Here is a 14,292-nt window from a genome sequence, read left to right on the forward strand (position 1 = left end):
CCTGCTGAGGCAAGACAAAGGGGTGGTTCGAATCGTCTACTTGTGGCAATAGGAACATATAGTGAACAAAAAGTGGAGTGACCCAATGAATTTGAAAGAAATCGCTGACGAGCTTGTGGCCGGTTGCCGTGAAAATCGGGCCAAGGCGAACCTTGAAAAGCTGTATGCCGAGAATGCTGTTTCGGTAGAGGCCGCGGATGCGATGGGCATGGGTCGCGAAACCCATGGCCGGGATGCGATCGGTGGCAAGCATGATTGGTGGGAGAGCGCGCATGAGGTATCCGGCGCGTCGGTCACCGGTCCGTTTGCACATGGTGATGATCGTTTTGCCGTGATCTTTGAAGTTCAGGGTAAGGTGAAAGAAAGCGGCGAATCCTTTGATATGAAAGAGGTCGGCGTCTATCACGTTGCCGATGGCAAGATCGTGCGTGAAGAGTTCTATTACTGACGCAGTTTGACTTCTGGTCTTCCCCGTCCGGCCGATGCTAGACAATTGGATGACATAAGACGGGGAGGATCAGATGGATCTTGGAATTCGTGGAAAGCGCGCTTTGGTCTGTGCCAGCAGCAAAGGTTTGGGTCTGGGATGCGCCGAGGCTCTGGCGGCGGCTGGAGTTGATCTGGTGATGAACGCCCGCGGGGCGGAGGCATTGGAGAGCGAGGCCGCGCGCTTGCGGTCGGAACACGGCGTCGACGTGCAGACTGTAGCTTGCGATGTGACGACGGTTGAGGGGCAAAAGCAGGTGATCAATGCGGCGCAGGGTGTTGATATACTTGTTACAAATGCGGGTGGTCCCCCTCCGGGCATGTGGTCGGACTGGGAGCGCGAGGATTTCATCAATGCGCTGGACGCCAATATGCTGACGCCGATTGCCTTCATGAAGGCGTTGCTGCCAGGGATGATGAACAAGGGTTGGGGTCGGGTGGTCAACATCACCTCGCAATCCGTGCGCACGCCAATTGCTGTTCTTGGCTTGTCGAATGCCGCGCGGACCGGGCTGACCGGTTATGTGGCCGGAACCTCGCGCCAGGTCGCGCCTCATGGGGTAACAATCAACAACCTGCTGCCCGGCATTCACGCGACCGACCGCGCGGATGCGCTGGACGGGGCCGTTTCGCTGCAGAAGAACATCTCGATCGAGGACGCGCGCGCCGAGCGCGCCCAGACGATCCCCGCACGGCGTTATGGCACGCGGCAAGAGTTTGGCGCAGCCTGTGCTTTCCTCTGTTCGCAGCACGCCGGGTTCATTGTGGGGCAGAATATCCTTTTGGATGGCGGTAGCACCAATTTGACGATTTAGGCGATGGCACAGAATTTCTCACTGAAAGATCAGCTGTTTAATGCCGAAAAGACTCATTATCTGGCGGGGCTTTTTGCTGCGGCGGACCCGCGCTTTGATGCCGTAGCGTTCAAGGCCCGGGTTATGTCCCGCTTGCTCGACTTGGAACTGAAAGAGCGTATGGCATGGATCGCCGACTGCCTTCAAAACGCAGTGCCCGGGGACCTTCCGACCATCGCACCGACCCTATTGCGCGCCCTGCCACCCGCGTTGGACCCGAACAAAACGGATGACGATTTCGGCGATTTCATCTTTGCCCCGCTGGGTGATTGGGTCGTAGCCGTCGGACTGGATCATCCCGATCTGGCTTTGGATGTTCTTGAAGAACTGACGCAGAGATTTTCGATGGAATGGGCCATTCGTCCGTTTCTGAACCACCATCAGGAACAGGTGATGACCAGGTTGCGGGCGTGGTGCGACCATCCCAACTATCATGTGCGGCGTCTGGTTAGTGAAGGCACGCGGCCGCGGCTGCCATGGGGGCAGGCGGTGGGTTTGGACCTCGGTGATCCGCTGCCGCTGCTGGATCGGTTGCATGCAGATAAATCGCGGTACGTGACGCGGTCTGTCGCGAACCACCTGAACGATATCACCAAGAAAGACGCCGACCTGGTTTTGGACCGTCTTGCGCGTTGGCGCGAGACCGACCGTCAGGACGCCGATGAATTGCGCTGGATGACTTCGCATACCCTGCGCGGTTTGGTGAAGTCCGGCCATCCCGGCGCGATGACAATGCTGGGCTATGACCCAAACGTCGATATTTCCGCCACTGTAAACGTGATTGGCGATGCGCGGATCGGCGGCGCGCTAGAGTTTGATGTCTCTCTGACTGGTGAAGATGAACAACCCGTTCTGGTGGATTATATCGTTCACTTTCAACGACCTGGAGGGAAAACATCATCCAAAGTGCATAAGCTGAAACAGACGGCATTGAAGGGCGGCGCGCTGACGTTGAGCAAGACTCACAAGCTCAAGGGAAATGCAACCACATTCAAACTTATGCCCGGCTCGCATCGGCTTGAGGTTCAGGTAAACGGGCGTGTGCATGCAGGTGTGGATTTCGAATTGCTAGAGTAACGCTTTTGTAAAATCTCGCCTGCGTGAATTGCGCCAAAGCCATTGCTGCATTAGCTGGGCGGTAGCCGGAGAAAAGGGATACCAGCGATGAAGCATGAATCGGTGCAAAACTACTATGGCGAGGTCCTGCAGGGCAGCGCGGATTTGCAGACTAACGCGTGCTGCACGCCGGATGACATGCCGGATCATGTGAAGAAGATTCTCTCAAAAGTTCATGACGATGTGCTGACCCGATATTACGGCTGCGGGCTGATTGCTCCGCTTGACCTTGAGGGGATGAGCATCCTGGATCTGGGTTGTGGCGCCGGTCGGGATGTTTACGCCTTGTCCGCGATGGTGGGCGAGACGGGCCGTGTGGTTGGCGTTGATATGACTCCCGAACAACTGGATGTCGCCCGGGCGCATCAGGACTATCACGCGCAGGCGTTTGGCCACGCCGCCAGCAATGTGGAGTTTCATCACGGCTATATCGAAAAGCTGGACGCCTTGGACCTTGAGCCGGGTTCGTTTGATATCATTGCTTCGAACTGCGTTATCAACCTGGCCACGGATAAAGAAGCTGTTTTGCGCGGCGCGTATCGCCTGTTAAAGGATGGCGGCGAGATGTATTTCTCGGACGTCTACGCCGATCGTCGAATACCGGCCGAAATGGCCGAAGATGAAGTGCTGTACGGCGAATGCCTGTCCGGCGCGCTGTATTGGAACGACTTCCTATCTATGTCACGCAAAGCGGGTTTTGGTGACCCGCGCCGGGTGACACACCGTCCGCTCACCATTGAAAACCCCGTTCTGGAAGAGCGTGTTGCGCCATTGAACTTTCTGTCGGCCACGTATCGTCTGTTCAAACTGCCTGAGCTGGAACCAGCCTGTGAGGATTATGGACAGGCCGTGATCTACAAGGGCACGATCCCGAACGCGCCGCATCTGTTTGAACTGGACGATCACCACGCCATTGAGGCTGGCAAGGTCTTTCCGGTTTGCGGAAACACTTGGATGATGCTCAAAGACACGCGGTTTGCCCGGCATTTCGAGTTCATTGGCGACTTCTCAACCCACTATGGCATCTTCGAAGGTTGCGGTGGGGAAAGCCCGTTCGAAGCGACTGGTGAAGCCGCGCCAGGCGGCTGCTGCTGATCTCTTGCGCCTGAAGGGCGGGGTTGCTATCCCCGCTCAAGCCCGATGGTTTTGATCGGGAAAGGCATGGGGTTGTTTGGTGGCAGTGAATACAGTTCCTCCTCGGCTGGAAATCCGCAATCTGATCGCCCGGTTCGACGGGCGGACAGTTGTGGACGATGTTTCGCTGAGCGTACAGGCCGGGCAAGTGACCTGCCTGCTGGGGCCATCGGGCTGCGGTAAATCAACGACATTGCGCATGATTGCGGGCGTCGAGATGCAGAGCTCGGGCGAGATTTATGTCGATGGCAAGCTGATCTGCGACACTGTGTTTCGCGTGCCACCCGAGCGGCGCGAAATTGGGTTGATGTTTCAGGATTTTGCCCTGTTTCCACACCTGAGCGTCGCCGACAACGTGGCCTTTGGGCTGAAAGGCGGCAAGCAAGACAAACGCGCCCGGGTCGAAGAGTTGCTGACCAAGGTCGATCTGATGCGGTTCATCGATGGGTTTCCGCATCAGCTTTCGGGGGGCGAGCAGCAGCGGGTCGCGCTGGCCCGCGCTCTGGCACCGCGACCCCGGATCATGCTGATGGATGAGCCGTTCTCGGGTCTTGATAACCGCTTGCGCGACGGGATCAGGGATGAAACGCTTGCCATCCTAAAGGAAGAAGATGCCGCCGTACTGCTGGTGACACATGAGCCGGAAGAGGCCATGCGCATGGCTGATGAAATTGCGTTGATGCGGCGCGGTAAGATCGTTCAGCAGGGTGCGCCCTACAACGTTTACACGCGCCCCGCGGACAAAGCGGCCGTTGCTTTCTTTAGTGATATCAACGTACTGCAAGCCCAAGTTAATGGCGCATTGGCGGAAACCCCGTTTGGGCAGTTTCTGGCCCCGGGTATTCCGGATGGCACGGATGTCGAAATCGTGTTTCGGCCCCAGCACGTCAAACTGGATTTCGACCGAAACGGTAAGGGTCCTTCGCCGACGCCGTCCGATGGAGTTGCAGCGCGGGGCGTGGTCGAGCGAGCTCGGTTTTTGGGCAATGAAAGCCTGGTCGAATTTCGGATGGACTATGATGGCTCAATCCTGAAGGCCACGGTGCCAAACGTGTTTGTCCCAGCGCCGGGGCGAGTCATGTGGCTGACCATTCGCCGGGACCGCTGTTTCGTTTTCCCGTCCTGAATTCTGGAACTTTCCAGCCAAGTGGTGCGCGAATGCCGCAGAATGCACCCGCCCACAGCTTGCCGCAGCGCGGGGGCGTGTTTATCAAGGGCAAAACACGGGGTGGACCGGCGATGAGAATTCTTTTGACAAACGATGACGGGATCAATGCGCCGGGTCTGATCGCGATGGAGCACATTGCCCGAGATTTGGCTGGCCCGGACGGAGAGGTTTGGATCGTAGCGCCCGCGTTCGAGCAGTCTGGCGTCGGGCACTGCATCAGCTATACGCATCCAATGATGGTCGCCAAGCTGGACGAGCGCCGCTATGCCGCCGAAGGTTCCCCAGCGGATTGCGTTCTGGCGGGTTTGCATGACGTCATGAAGGACGCGCCGCCTGATCTGGTGCTGTCCGGGGTGAACAGGGGCAATAACTCGGCTGAAAACACGCTCTATTCCGGGACAATAGGCGGCGCGATGGAGGCGGCATTGCAAGGCGTACCCGCGATCGCTCTGTCGCAATACTATGGCCCCGGAAACCTTGGTCTCGATGACCCGTTCGAGGCCGCAACCCGCTATGGTGCCGACCTTGTGCGGCGCATTCTGGATGCGACGCCCAAGCAGCAGGGTGACTACAAGCTATTCTACAACGTGAATTTTCCACCGGTTGCGGCAGATGATGTACTAGGAGCGCGCGTGGTCCCTCAGGGGTTCCGAAGGGACACGCATTTCAGCGTGGAGCCGCATAGCTCGCCTTCGGGACGGCGGTTCCTGTGGATTAAGGGCGGGTATCAACATAACCCCACCGCCCCCGGCACAGACGCGGCGGTGAATCTGGAAGGGTATATCTCGGTCACGCCAATGCGCGCCGATCTGACAGCCTATGACGCGCTGGAGGCGCTGAAGGTGGTCGAATGAGCGGATTGAACCCCGAAACCACTATGCAATTCCTGTTCGCACTGCGTTCGCGCGGGGTGACGGATGCACGTGTGCTGGCCGCCATGGAGCAAGTCGACCGGGGTCTTTTCGTCAAAGGGCTGTTTGCCGATCGCGCCTATGAGGATACGCCTTTGCCGATTGCCTGCGGGCAGACGATCAGTCAGCCTTCGGTGGTGGGTTTGATGACGCAGGCGTTGCAGGTCCGGCCACGGGACACGGTGTTGGAGATCGGAACAGGCTCGGGCTATCAGGCGGCAATCTTGTCGAAAATGGCGCGCCGGGTGTACACGGTCGAGCGTCACAAGCGGCTGTTGCAGGAAACCGGGCAGGTTTTCCGCCAGATGGGGCTGACCAACGTGACGGCAATGTTGTCGGACGGATCCTTTGGGTTGCCGGAACAAGCGCCGTTTGATCGTATCATTGTGACCGCTGCTGCCGAGGACCCGCCCGGGCCGCTCTTGGCGCAACTGAAAATCGGCGGTATCATGGTGCTACCGGTGGGACAGTCGGATGCGGTGCAGACATTAATTCGCGTCACGCGCACCGAAACCGGCTTGGACTACGATGAATTGTTGCCCGTCCGTTTTGTGCCTTTGCTGGAAGGGCTGGGAAAGGACGGACGTTAAAGGTATAGTATTTGATAAGCGCTAGAACCCCGGCAAAATGGGGCAGGTGTTGAGGACAGTAAAAATGAGAGCAGTTTCTAAATCTTCCCTGTGCAAGAGCGCGACCAGCGTTGCCTTGCTGGCATTTCTTGCCGGTTGCGAGGGCCCGCTGGACTATGACCTGCGCGGCCAGGTGGGCGGCTTTTCGACCGCGGATGCGGTTCAAAGTGCGACCGCCAATCGCCCGACGCCCGACGCCCGAGGTGTAATTACCTATCCGAATTACCAGGTTGCCGTCGCCAAACGCGGCGATACCGTGAACGATGTGGCCGCGCGCATTGGGCTGCCCGCCACCGAACTCGCCCGTTTCAACGGACTAAAGGTCACGGACCCGCTGCGTGATGGCGAAGTGATCGCGTTGCCGCGCTCAGTCGGCGGTGGCAGCAATGTTGACATCGCATCAATTGCGGGCTCTGCAATTGATGAAGCGCCGACCACCGGCGGGGTTCAGACCTCGACGTTGGAGCCAGTCAAGCCCGCGCCGGCCCCGGCACCCGCGCCGACCGGCCCGGAGCCGATCCGTCACAAAGTCAAACGAGGTGAGACAGCTTACACGATTTCGCGGCTGTACGAAGTGCCGGTTGAATCGCTGGCCGAGTGGAATGGTCTAGGATCGGATTTTATGGTGCGCGAAGGGCAGTTCCTGTTGATTCCCATAAAGAACCAACCCGCCCCGGCGCAGACCGCAACGGCAGCCCCAGCGACGAATGTGACGCAGCCGGGCGAGGGCTCTCCGACGCCAACACCCCCAAGCGCGACACAGCCCTTGCCGGACGAGCAAATTGCCGCGCCGACACCAGCGCCGGACGTGACGGCGGATGCGCCGACCAATCAGAGCAGCTCGGCGCTGGCTTTGCCGGTGGGCGGGACGATCATTCGCACCTACGAAAAGGGTAAGAACGAAGGGATCGACATTGCGGCGGCACCTGGAACAACGGTGACTGCGGCAGAGGCGGGCACTGTGGCCGCGATTACAGCGGATGCCGATCAGGTGCCGATCATTGTGGTCAAACACAATAGCGACCTGCTGACGGTTTATGCCAATGTCGACGAGATTACGGTCAAAAAGGGTGATCGGGTCCGCCGGGGGCAGAAGATCGCCGCGCTGCGGGGCGGGGACAATGCCTATGTCCATTTCGAGGTTCGCAAAGGGTTCGAATCCGTTGATCCGGAACCCTATCTACGGTGAGGGGAATGGCCCGTTCCGGGCCATGCCTCCGGCGGGGATATTTGGGGCCAGATGAAGAGCGGATCACTGGTGCGGGTCATAGTCTCTAAGCCGTTTGCCGGGCTCGTCGGTGAAGATTTCGGGCAGGGGCGAGACCGCTTCGATCAGGTCAATGCGGAAGACCCGGAACCCATCGCGCAACTCACACCAGGCGGTCAGGGTCCAGACTCGGCCCCAGTATTCCATGTGTAGCGGCCGGATGGTGCGTTCGGTCAGGATGTCATCGATACGGCGATAAGTCAGATGCAGCTTTTGACGCGATTTGATCGCTGCGCGAATAGGCGCCATATGGGCCAGGCCGCGCGCGGCATCGGCAAAGGGGTAGACGGCAAATCTCCAGGTATCGGCTTCGGCCACGACCTGCGTGGGCAGCACCGCGTCGATTTTGTCGGCCAGCGTTTCGGCAGCGGCCTTCAGGTCGGGATCAGCGGCCTCGGCCACGATGGCCATGCCCAGGTTCAGGGCTTCCAGTTCAGCGGTTGTCAGGTTCAGCGGGGGCAGGGTGATCTGCTCGCGTACCATGTAGCCGACGCCGCGCTCGCCCTCGACCGGGACGCCCGAGGCCACCAGCGTGTCCATGTCGCGGTAGATCGTGCGAACCGACACTTCGAGCCGGTCCGCTATGTCCTGCGCGCGGTGTAATTTGCCGTCGCGCAGGATCTGAATGATGTCAAACAGGCGGTCAGTGCGGCGCATGACACACCGTCCGGACCGCGATCAGGCGGTCATGTTCCATAGCACATTCTCGTGGCGCATCTGGATGCTGGACGGGTCGATGGCGGTCATCAACCCTGCAGCGAAGTCCTGTTTTGGGAACTGAGTTGCAGCGTCCTTTGCAGCTTTCATGTCTTTCCAGATCACATAGTCGGTCCAGCGGCCATCCTCGCCTTGGCTGAGCTGTCTGTGCGCAAATCCGGGCGCTGCGCGAACGAAGGCTTCGGACGCTTGGCTGAGTTTGACGAACTCCTCCGGCGAAGTGCCTTCTGTCAGGGTGAAAGTGACAATTTCTGCGACATGGGTCATGTGAGTCTCCGTTGACCAGGTTTCGATGACCTCTGCCTAGCCGGCTTCAACTGACATAAACCTGTCAGTTGAAGATTGCGAGTCCTGAAAAACCACCCATTCGCGTCAAATTTGAACGCCAAATTGATCTGTCTCACTTTTTCCTGCGCCCATCCGAGCGTACACACGGCCTCAGATTGCTTTCCGGCGCGTGGCGCCGAAGGAAAAGGAGAGAAGACATGCTTAACAATATTGGCCTTCCCGGCCTTCTGCTGATCGCCGTCGTGGTTTTGGTGCTGTTTGGCCGTGGCAAGATCAGCTCATTGATGGGCGAAGTGGGCAAGGGCATTACTTCGTTCAAGAAGGGCGTCAAAGAAGGCGCGGACGAGTTGGAAGAGGATGCTTCCGAGTTGGCCAAGGACGTCACGCCGGACTCTGAGAAAGACAAGGTCTAAGTCCGCATGTTTGATCTGGGTTGGACCGAGCTTCTGGTCATTGGCGTCGTGGCGCTGATAGTTGTGGGGCCGAAAGACCTGCCGGTGCTGTTCCGCAATGTTGGACGGTTTGTCGGCAAGGCGCGCGGCATGGCACGCGAATTCAGCAGCGCCATGAACGAGGCCGCAGATCAGGCCGGTGTCAACGAGATCAAGAAAGGTCTGAACGCGGCCTCAAATCCCGTGAGCACGGCAATGGACAGTGTCAACGAAGCCGCACGGGATGTCGCCAAAAGCATGGACCCGACCAAGTTCGACCCCGATAGCGAAACGGGCAAGCTTGCCGCCGAGCGTGCCGAGCAGGCCAAGAAAATCCAGGCGTCTACCGCCCGCGCCGCTGCAGAGCGCAAAGCCAAAGAGGCTGCCGACGCATTGGCCAAAGCCGAGGAGGCCGAGGCGGCACTTAAGACCGAAAGCAAGACATGACCAAGACCGAAGAGATCGAAGACAGCTCGGCCCCTTTGATCGAGCATCTGGCAGAGCTGCGGACGCGGTTGATACACTGTGTGGTTGCCTTTCTGATAGGGATGATCATCTGTTTTTCGGTTGCAAAGCCGATCTTCAATTTTCTGACCTTGCCCCTGTGTGAGGCTTTAGCCGAGCGGGGACAGGATTGCGGTTTGATCTTCATCGCACTGCAGGAAGGCTTCTTCGTCTACATCAAGGTTTCACTTTTGGGCGGCTTTGTTCTGGCATTTCCTTATATCGGCATGCAGATGTGGCGGTTCGTGGCTCCGGGTCTTTACAAGTCAGAAAAGAACGCGTTTCTGCCGTTCCTGTTGGCGTCTCCGTTCATGTTTCTGTTGGGCGCAAGCTTTGCCTTTTACGTCGTTACGCCACTGGCCTACGACTTTTTCTTGGGCTTCCAACAGTTCGGATCAGAAGGTGAAGCCGTTGTTGATACGGCGACTGCGGCACCTCATAGCGTGGTGTTCCAGGGCTCGGCGCAGGAATACCTGAACCTGACCATCAAATTCATCGTTGCCTTTGGCCTGTGCTTTCAACTGCCCGTGTTGCTTACCCTGATGGGCAAGGCCGGTCTGGTCAGCGCGCAAGGGCTGGGCGAAGTTCGCAAGTACGCGGTGATTGGAATTCTGGTACTGGCCGCTGTGGTGACGCCGCCAGACGTGATCACCCAGGTCATCCTGTTTACGGTGGTCTATGGCCTCTACGAAATATCAATCTTCCTTGTCGCCCGCGTCGAGAAGAAGCGCGAGGAAAAGCTGCGCGCGGAAGGGTACTATGACGACGAAGCCGAAGCGGACGCTGATATCGCCGAGGAAGAAGCCAAGTAACGTGGTGAAAACCCCAAAAAGGCGCGCCCTTGCACGGCGCGCCTTTTTCATGACCAGCCCTTGTCGCCCGCCCCCGATCATGGTTTGAACCGCGCAAATATCCCGGAGGAGCCAATGGACGACCAAGCCCTGAACCGTATTGCAGACGCGCTGGAGCGTATGGCTCCGGCCCCTTTGGCGACGCCAGATTTCGAGGCTGCGCCTGCCTTTGTGTGGCATGTCGAACCGGATCGGTTAGAGCCGGTGGTTCAGGTCAATCGTGTTGATCTGGACTTGCTTGTGGGCATAAACCGGTCGCGCGACACATTGTTGGACAACACCCGACGCTTTGCCGCAGGGTTCAAGGCGAACAACGCGCTGCTTTGGGGCGCGCGGGGCATGGGGAAATCCAGCCTTGTCAAGGCGGTGCACGGCACCCTGCAAGAAGAGCATCCCAACCTGAAACTGGTCGAGCTTCAACGGGAAGACATGGGCTCGGTCGCCCGCTTGCTGAACCACCTGCGCGCCGCACCGCACCGGTTCATCCTGTTCTGCGATGATCTGTCCTTCAGCCATGACGACCAGCATTACAAATCGCTCAAGGCCGTGTTGGACGGCGGTATTGAGGGGCGTCCGGAAAACGTGGTTTTCTACGCAACTTCGAACCGCCGCCACCTTATGCCGCGGGATATGATCGAAAATGAACGCTCCAGCGCCATCAACCCGTCCGAGGCGGTCGAGGAAAAGGTCTCATTATCGGACCGTTTCGGTCTGTGGTTGGGTTTCCACCCCTGCGATCAGGATGAATACCTGGCGATGATTGACCGGTATTGCGCCGCCTATGGCTTGTCGGTCGACGCCGAGACGCTGCGGGCCGAAGCCATCGAATGGCAAGCCACCCGAGGTGCGCGTTCCGGCCGCGTGGCTTGGCAGTTTTTCGTTGATCTCGCCGGACGTAACGGCATCCACATCGAATAACCCGCCCGCTTCATCTGGCTAAAAATATCCCCGCCGGAGGCATGGCCCAAAGGGCCATCCCTACAGTAGCGCCAGAATCCGAGCGGCCTCATCTGCCGTGCTGGTCAACCCGTCGCGGTCCTCTCCGGGGTGGAACCGAGCGCGCACCGCTGTTGGCATCGGCGCAGGTTCGACAATCGAAACACGCGGCCCGGTACGCTCAGTCTCGGCAGCCCAGCTGCGGGCCAGCGCCATCTGCGCCCCCTTGGTTGCGCCGTAAATGCCGTAGAACTTCTCACCCGCCTTGGGATCGTCAAAGAACACGGCGTGGCCGGACTCACCCAACAGGGGCGCGACATATGGGATCAGAATGGACGTCGCAGTAGCATTGATTCCGACGGCCTTGGTCCATTCCTTTGGATCGACGAAGTGGGCGGGTGTCAGGGCCGAAGTGTGAATGGCCGTATGCAGCCACAGATCCACCTTGCCCCAGCGATCATGAATGCCCCGGCACAGGGTTGCCATTGCGTTTGGGTCTGCGATGTCCATTGGTGCCAGTGTCGCCGCGCCGCCTTTGGCTTGAATGCGGTCGTCCAACTCTTCCAGCCCGCCAGTGGTGCGGGCGACGGCGACGATGTGGTATTCCGGTGCCAGTGCTTCGGCAAGGGCAGCCCCCAAGCCGCGCGAGGCTCCGGTTACAAGGGCTATTTTGGTCTGATCAGTCATATCTGGGGTTTGAACCTGCGCGCTGGCAGCGTCAAGCCCGGATCAACCGCCGGGGATGGCTATCCGGTGTGTCTGACCGCTTTTTTGCAGGATGACGCCATCGGCATCAATGGCCACGACCTTGCCCGAGGACACGCGGGTTCCCAACCTGACCTCTTTCACGCGGCCCGAAGACAGGCGCATCAGCGCGCGCATTTCGGCCTTGGGGCCGAATACCCCCAGCAGTGAGACGGAATTCTTCTTTAGCGCGCCCTTTTGAGTGGCCGCGCCGTTGACAGTGATGTTCGACATGATGAGCGGTTCGGGCGTCAGCACCCGAACCCCTTTGAGTGAGTGGCTGTTGGCCCGCTCGCTAGCACCGCCGGGGTGCGAACAAAAGAGATGGCGTTCCGGCGGGTGCAGTCGCGTCGCCCTGTTTGCTCAGAAGCTATTGCGATTGCGACCGCTTCATCGCGGAGTTGTGCGCGGATTTCCACCGACGGTTTCGCCCGCGCCAGCGGAACCAGCACCCAGCCTTTGAACACGCGTTCAAATTCGCGAATCGCTCGCGTCAGCCCGAAGCCAGTTTGGCTGCGTTCCACGAAGTTCCCGGAATTTCCATGTCGCGTTTCTTTTTGCTGACGCGGCTGCTGTTTTCCAGACTATCAAGATAGTCGCCACTCACGCTGCCGGTGATGTAATTGCCATCAAAGCACGAGCAATCGAACGCCTCGATTTCCGGGTTGCCTTCCTTTGCCGCCCAGATCAGATCGTCGAGGTCCTGATAGAACAAGGCGTCTGCACCCAGCTCTTGCCGGATCTCTTCAACGTTTTTGCCGTTGGCGATCAGCTCATGTTTTGTTGGCATGTCGATGCCATAGACATTGGGAAATTTCACTGGTGGTGAAGCGCTGGCGATATAGACTTTCTTCGCTCCAGCTTCTCGGCACATCTGCACGATCTTCTTGATCGTGTTGCCGCGGACGATTGAGTCGTCGATCAACAGCACGTTGTGCCCTTCGAATTCCAACGGAACAGCATTCAACTTACGGCGGACGGATTTTTGCCGTTCTTCCTGTTCCGGCATGATGAAGGTCCGACCCACATAGCGGTTTTTCACCAGCCCCTCGCGATAGGGGATGCCGGTTATTTTGGCGGCCTCAAGCGCCACGGGACGGGCGCTGTCGGGGACGGGGATGATCCGGTCGATCTCAAGCCCTGAATCCTGGATCTGTTTGGCCAGGGTCTGACCCATGCGCATCTGAGTTTTGTAGACCGAAACGCCATCCAGCAATGAGTCCGGACGCGCGAGATAGACATACTCAAAGATGCAGGGCGTCAGCTTGCCTTCGACCGCCTGAAATTCGTGCTTGTTGCCTTCTAGATCGATCAGGATCGCCTCACCGGGGCGCAGGTCACGCAGCTTTTCAAACCCATTGATGCCAAAGGCGACGTCTTCAGAGGCGAAGGAGTAATCTGCACCAGCGCCTTCCGCTTCGCGAACCGCAACGGACAGCGGTCGAATGCCGTAAGGATCACGGAAGGCCAGCATGCCCACACCGGCGATCAGGCAGATGACCGAATAGGCGCCCTGCACGCGTTCCATGGTCATTTTGACGCCGGCAAAGATGTTGCGGATAGGATCGGCGTTGCCGTTCACCTTGATGGCGTCAGCGACTTTGTCGGCCAGCACGTTCAGCAGGATTTCCGAATCGGACGTGGTGCGCAAATGACGACTGTACTTGCCGGTCACCTTCTCACGCTGCTCGGCGGTATTGGTGATGTTGCCGTTGTGGACCAGATAGATGCCATAAGGCGCATTTACGAAAAATGGCTGCGCCTCGGCTGCGCTGAGAGATCCGGCCGTTGGATATCGCACATGGCCCATGCCGACTTTGCCCAAAAGCGTCTGGGCGTCGCTGGCATTGAAGACATCCTTGACCAGCCCGTTTGACTTCTTTTCGCGAAAGAATTCGCCGTTGTAGGTGACGATCCCCGAGGCATCTTGCCCCCGGTGCTGCAACATCAGCAGCCCGTCATAGATTTCCGCAAACACATCATGCGTTCTGCTTGCGATCCCCAAAATCCCACACATGTACGGGCTCCAATTTCTATGACGTTGCGGCGGTGAGCACGGTTACTACATCGAAGCGCTGCGATTTCGAGCCTGTATCTGAACCCTTTGTCGCCCATCATCAAGTCGGATCATGCACATAATATGGCAAACGGCGAAGGCGAGAGTGAAAAGATACAGCAAGATCGGCAGCTCCGATTCCATGTCGGTATGGACTTCACATAATGCCTAACGACGCGTGTGTCATCAAAGGATCACAT

17 protein-coding genes are annotated in these 14,292 nt (G+C 58.4%); 12 read left to right on the forward strand and 5 right to left on the reverse strand.

Features of this window, described 5'->3' with window-relative positions; all coding sequences use genetic code 11:
- The first annotated feature begins 85 nt into the window (after positions 1–85).
- The 8 genes from ACR0CR_RS08110 to ACR0CR_RS08145 all read left to right on the forward strand — a co-directional run bounded on the left by ACR0CR_RS08110 (position 86) and on the right by ACR0CR_RS08145 (position 7,487).
- A complete protein-coding gene (locus ACR0CR_RS08110) occupies positions 86–448 on the forward strand; it encodes a SnoaL-like domain-containing protein (RefSeq protein WP_480598084.1) in 363 nt (120 codons plus the stop codon).
- A gap of 73 nt (positions 449–521) precedes the next feature.
- Entirely contained in the window at positions 522–1,301 is a 780-nt protein-coding gene (locus ACR0CR_RS08115) for an SDR family oxidoreductase (RefSeq protein ID WP_480598086.1), read from the forward strand.
- A gap of 3 nt (positions 1,302–1,304) precedes the next feature.
- Positions 1,305–2,417 carry a hypothetical protein gene (locus tag ACR0CR_RS08120; protein WP_480598088.1) on the forward strand — a complete coding sequence of 371 codons (1,113 nt, stop codon included), beginning with the start codon at positions 1,305–1,307 and terminating at the stop codon, positions 2,415–2,417.
- Between the two features lie 87 nt (positions 2,418–2,504).
- Entirely contained in the window at positions 2,505–3,551 is a 1,047-nt protein-coding gene (locus ACR0CR_RS08125) for a methyltransferase domain-containing protein (protein ID WP_480598090.1), read from the forward strand.
- Between the two features lie 79 nt (positions 3,552–3,630).
- A complete protein-coding gene (locus tag ACR0CR_RS08130) occupies positions 3,631–4,716 on the forward strand; it encodes an ABC transporter ATP-binding protein (RefSeq protein WP_480598091.1) in 1,086 nt (361 codons plus the stop codon).
- A gap of 113 nt (positions 4,717–4,829) precedes the next feature.
- The gene (surE, locus tag ACR0CR_RS08135) at positions 4,830–5,612 is read left to right on the forward strand and encodes a 5'/3'-nucleotidase SurE (RefSeq protein WP_480598092.1); all 783 of its coding nucleotides are present in this window, start codon (positions 4,830–4,832) and stop codon (positions 5,610–5,612) included.
- The gene (locus ACR0CR_RS08140; RefSeq protein WP_480598093.1) at positions 5,609–6,259 is read left to right on the forward strand and encodes a protein-L-isoaspartate(D-aspartate) O-methyltransferase; all 651 of its coding nucleotides are present in this window, start codon (positions 5,609–5,611) and stop codon (positions 6,257–6,259) included. The genes surE and ACR0CR_RS08140 overlap by 4 nt, the downstream gene beginning before the upstream one ends.
- Before the next feature lie 64 nt (positions 6,260–6,323).
- Positions 6,324–7,487 carry a peptidoglycan DD-metalloendopeptidase family protein gene (locus tag ACR0CR_RS08145; RefSeq protein WP_480598094.1) on the forward strand — a complete coding sequence of 388 codons (1,164 nt, stop codon included), beginning with the start codon at positions 6,324–6,326 and terminating at the stop codon, positions 7,485–7,487.
- A 63-nt stretch (positions 7,488–7,550) separates the two neighbouring features.
- Here the strand turns inward: ACR0CR_RS08145 and ACR0CR_RS08150 are convergent, their stop codons facing one another.
- Together ACR0CR_RS08150 and ACR0CR_RS08155 are read right to left on the reverse strand one after the other, a co-directional pair.
- A complete protein-coding gene (locus ACR0CR_RS08150) occupies positions 7,551–8,222 on the reverse strand; it encodes a helix-turn-helix transcriptional regulator (protein ID WP_480598096.1) in 672 nt (223 codons plus the stop codon).
- Between the two features lie 21 nt (positions 8,223–8,243).
- On the reverse strand, positions 8,244–8,549 hold the full coding sequence (locus tag ACR0CR_RS08155) for a hypothetical protein (protein ID WP_480598097.1): 306 nt from the start codon (positions 8,547–8,549) through the stop codon (positions 8,244–8,246).
- A gap of 218 nt (positions 8,550–8,767) precedes the next feature.
- Between ACR0CR_RS08155 and ACR0CR_RS08160 the strand changes: the two genes are divergently transcribed.
- The 4 genes from ACR0CR_RS08160 to ACR0CR_RS08175 all read left to right on the forward strand — a co-directional run bounded on the left by ACR0CR_RS08160 (position 8,768) and on the right by ACR0CR_RS08175 (position 11,274).
- Positions 8,768–8,983, forward strand: a complete 216-nt coding sequence (locus tag ACR0CR_RS08160) for a twin-arginine translocase TatA/TatE family subunit (RefSeq protein ID WP_480598099.1) — start codon at positions 8,768–8,770, stop codon at positions 8,981–8,983.
- 6 nt (positions 8,984–8,989) lie between these two features.
- Positions 8,990–9,448, forward strand: a complete 459-nt coding sequence (tatB, locus tag ACR0CR_RS08165) for a Sec-independent protein translocase protein TatB (RefSeq protein ID WP_480598101.1) — start codon at positions 8,990–8,992, stop codon at positions 9,446–9,448.
- Positions 9,445–10,317 carry a twin-arginine translocase subunit TatC gene (gene tatC / locus ACR0CR_RS08170; RefSeq protein WP_480598103.1) on the forward strand — a complete coding sequence of 291 codons (873 nt, stop codon included), beginning with the start codon at positions 9,445–9,447 and terminating at the stop codon, positions 10,315–10,317. Before tatB ends, tatC begins: the two co-directional genes overlap by 4 nt.
- Before the next feature lie 114 nt (positions 10,318–10,431).
- On the forward strand, positions 10,432–11,274 hold the full coding sequence (locus ACR0CR_RS08175; protein ID WP_480598104.1) for an ATP-binding protein: 843 nt from the start codon (positions 10,432–10,434) through the stop codon (positions 11,272–11,274).
- A gap of 60 nt (positions 11,275–11,334) precedes the next feature.
- Here the strand turns inward: ACR0CR_RS08175 and ACR0CR_RS08180 are convergent, their stop codons facing one another.
- The 3 genes from ACR0CR_RS08180 to purF form a co-directional block, all read right to left on the reverse strand.
- A complete protein-coding gene (locus ACR0CR_RS08180) occupies positions 11,335–11,979 on the reverse strand; it encodes an SDR family NAD(P)-dependent oxidoreductase (protein ID WP_480598105.1) in 645 nt (214 codons plus the stop codon).
- Positions 11,980–12,021: 42 nt separating this feature from the next.
- Positions 12,022–12,294 carry a hypothetical protein gene (locus tag ACR0CR_RS08185; protein WP_480598106.1) on the reverse strand — a complete coding sequence of 91 codons (273 nt, stop codon included), beginning with the start codon at positions 12,292–12,294 and terminating at the stop codon, positions 12,022–12,024.
- A 235-nt stretch (positions 12,295–12,529) separates the two neighbouring features.
- A complete protein-coding gene (gene purF / locus ACR0CR_RS08190) occupies positions 12,530–14,053 on the reverse strand; it encodes an amidophosphoribosyltransferase (RefSeq protein WP_480598107.1) in 1,524 nt (507 codons plus the stop codon).
- Positions 14,054–14,292: the final 239 nt, after the last annotated feature.

Source organism: Ruegeria sp. AM2, assembly GCF_056540685.1.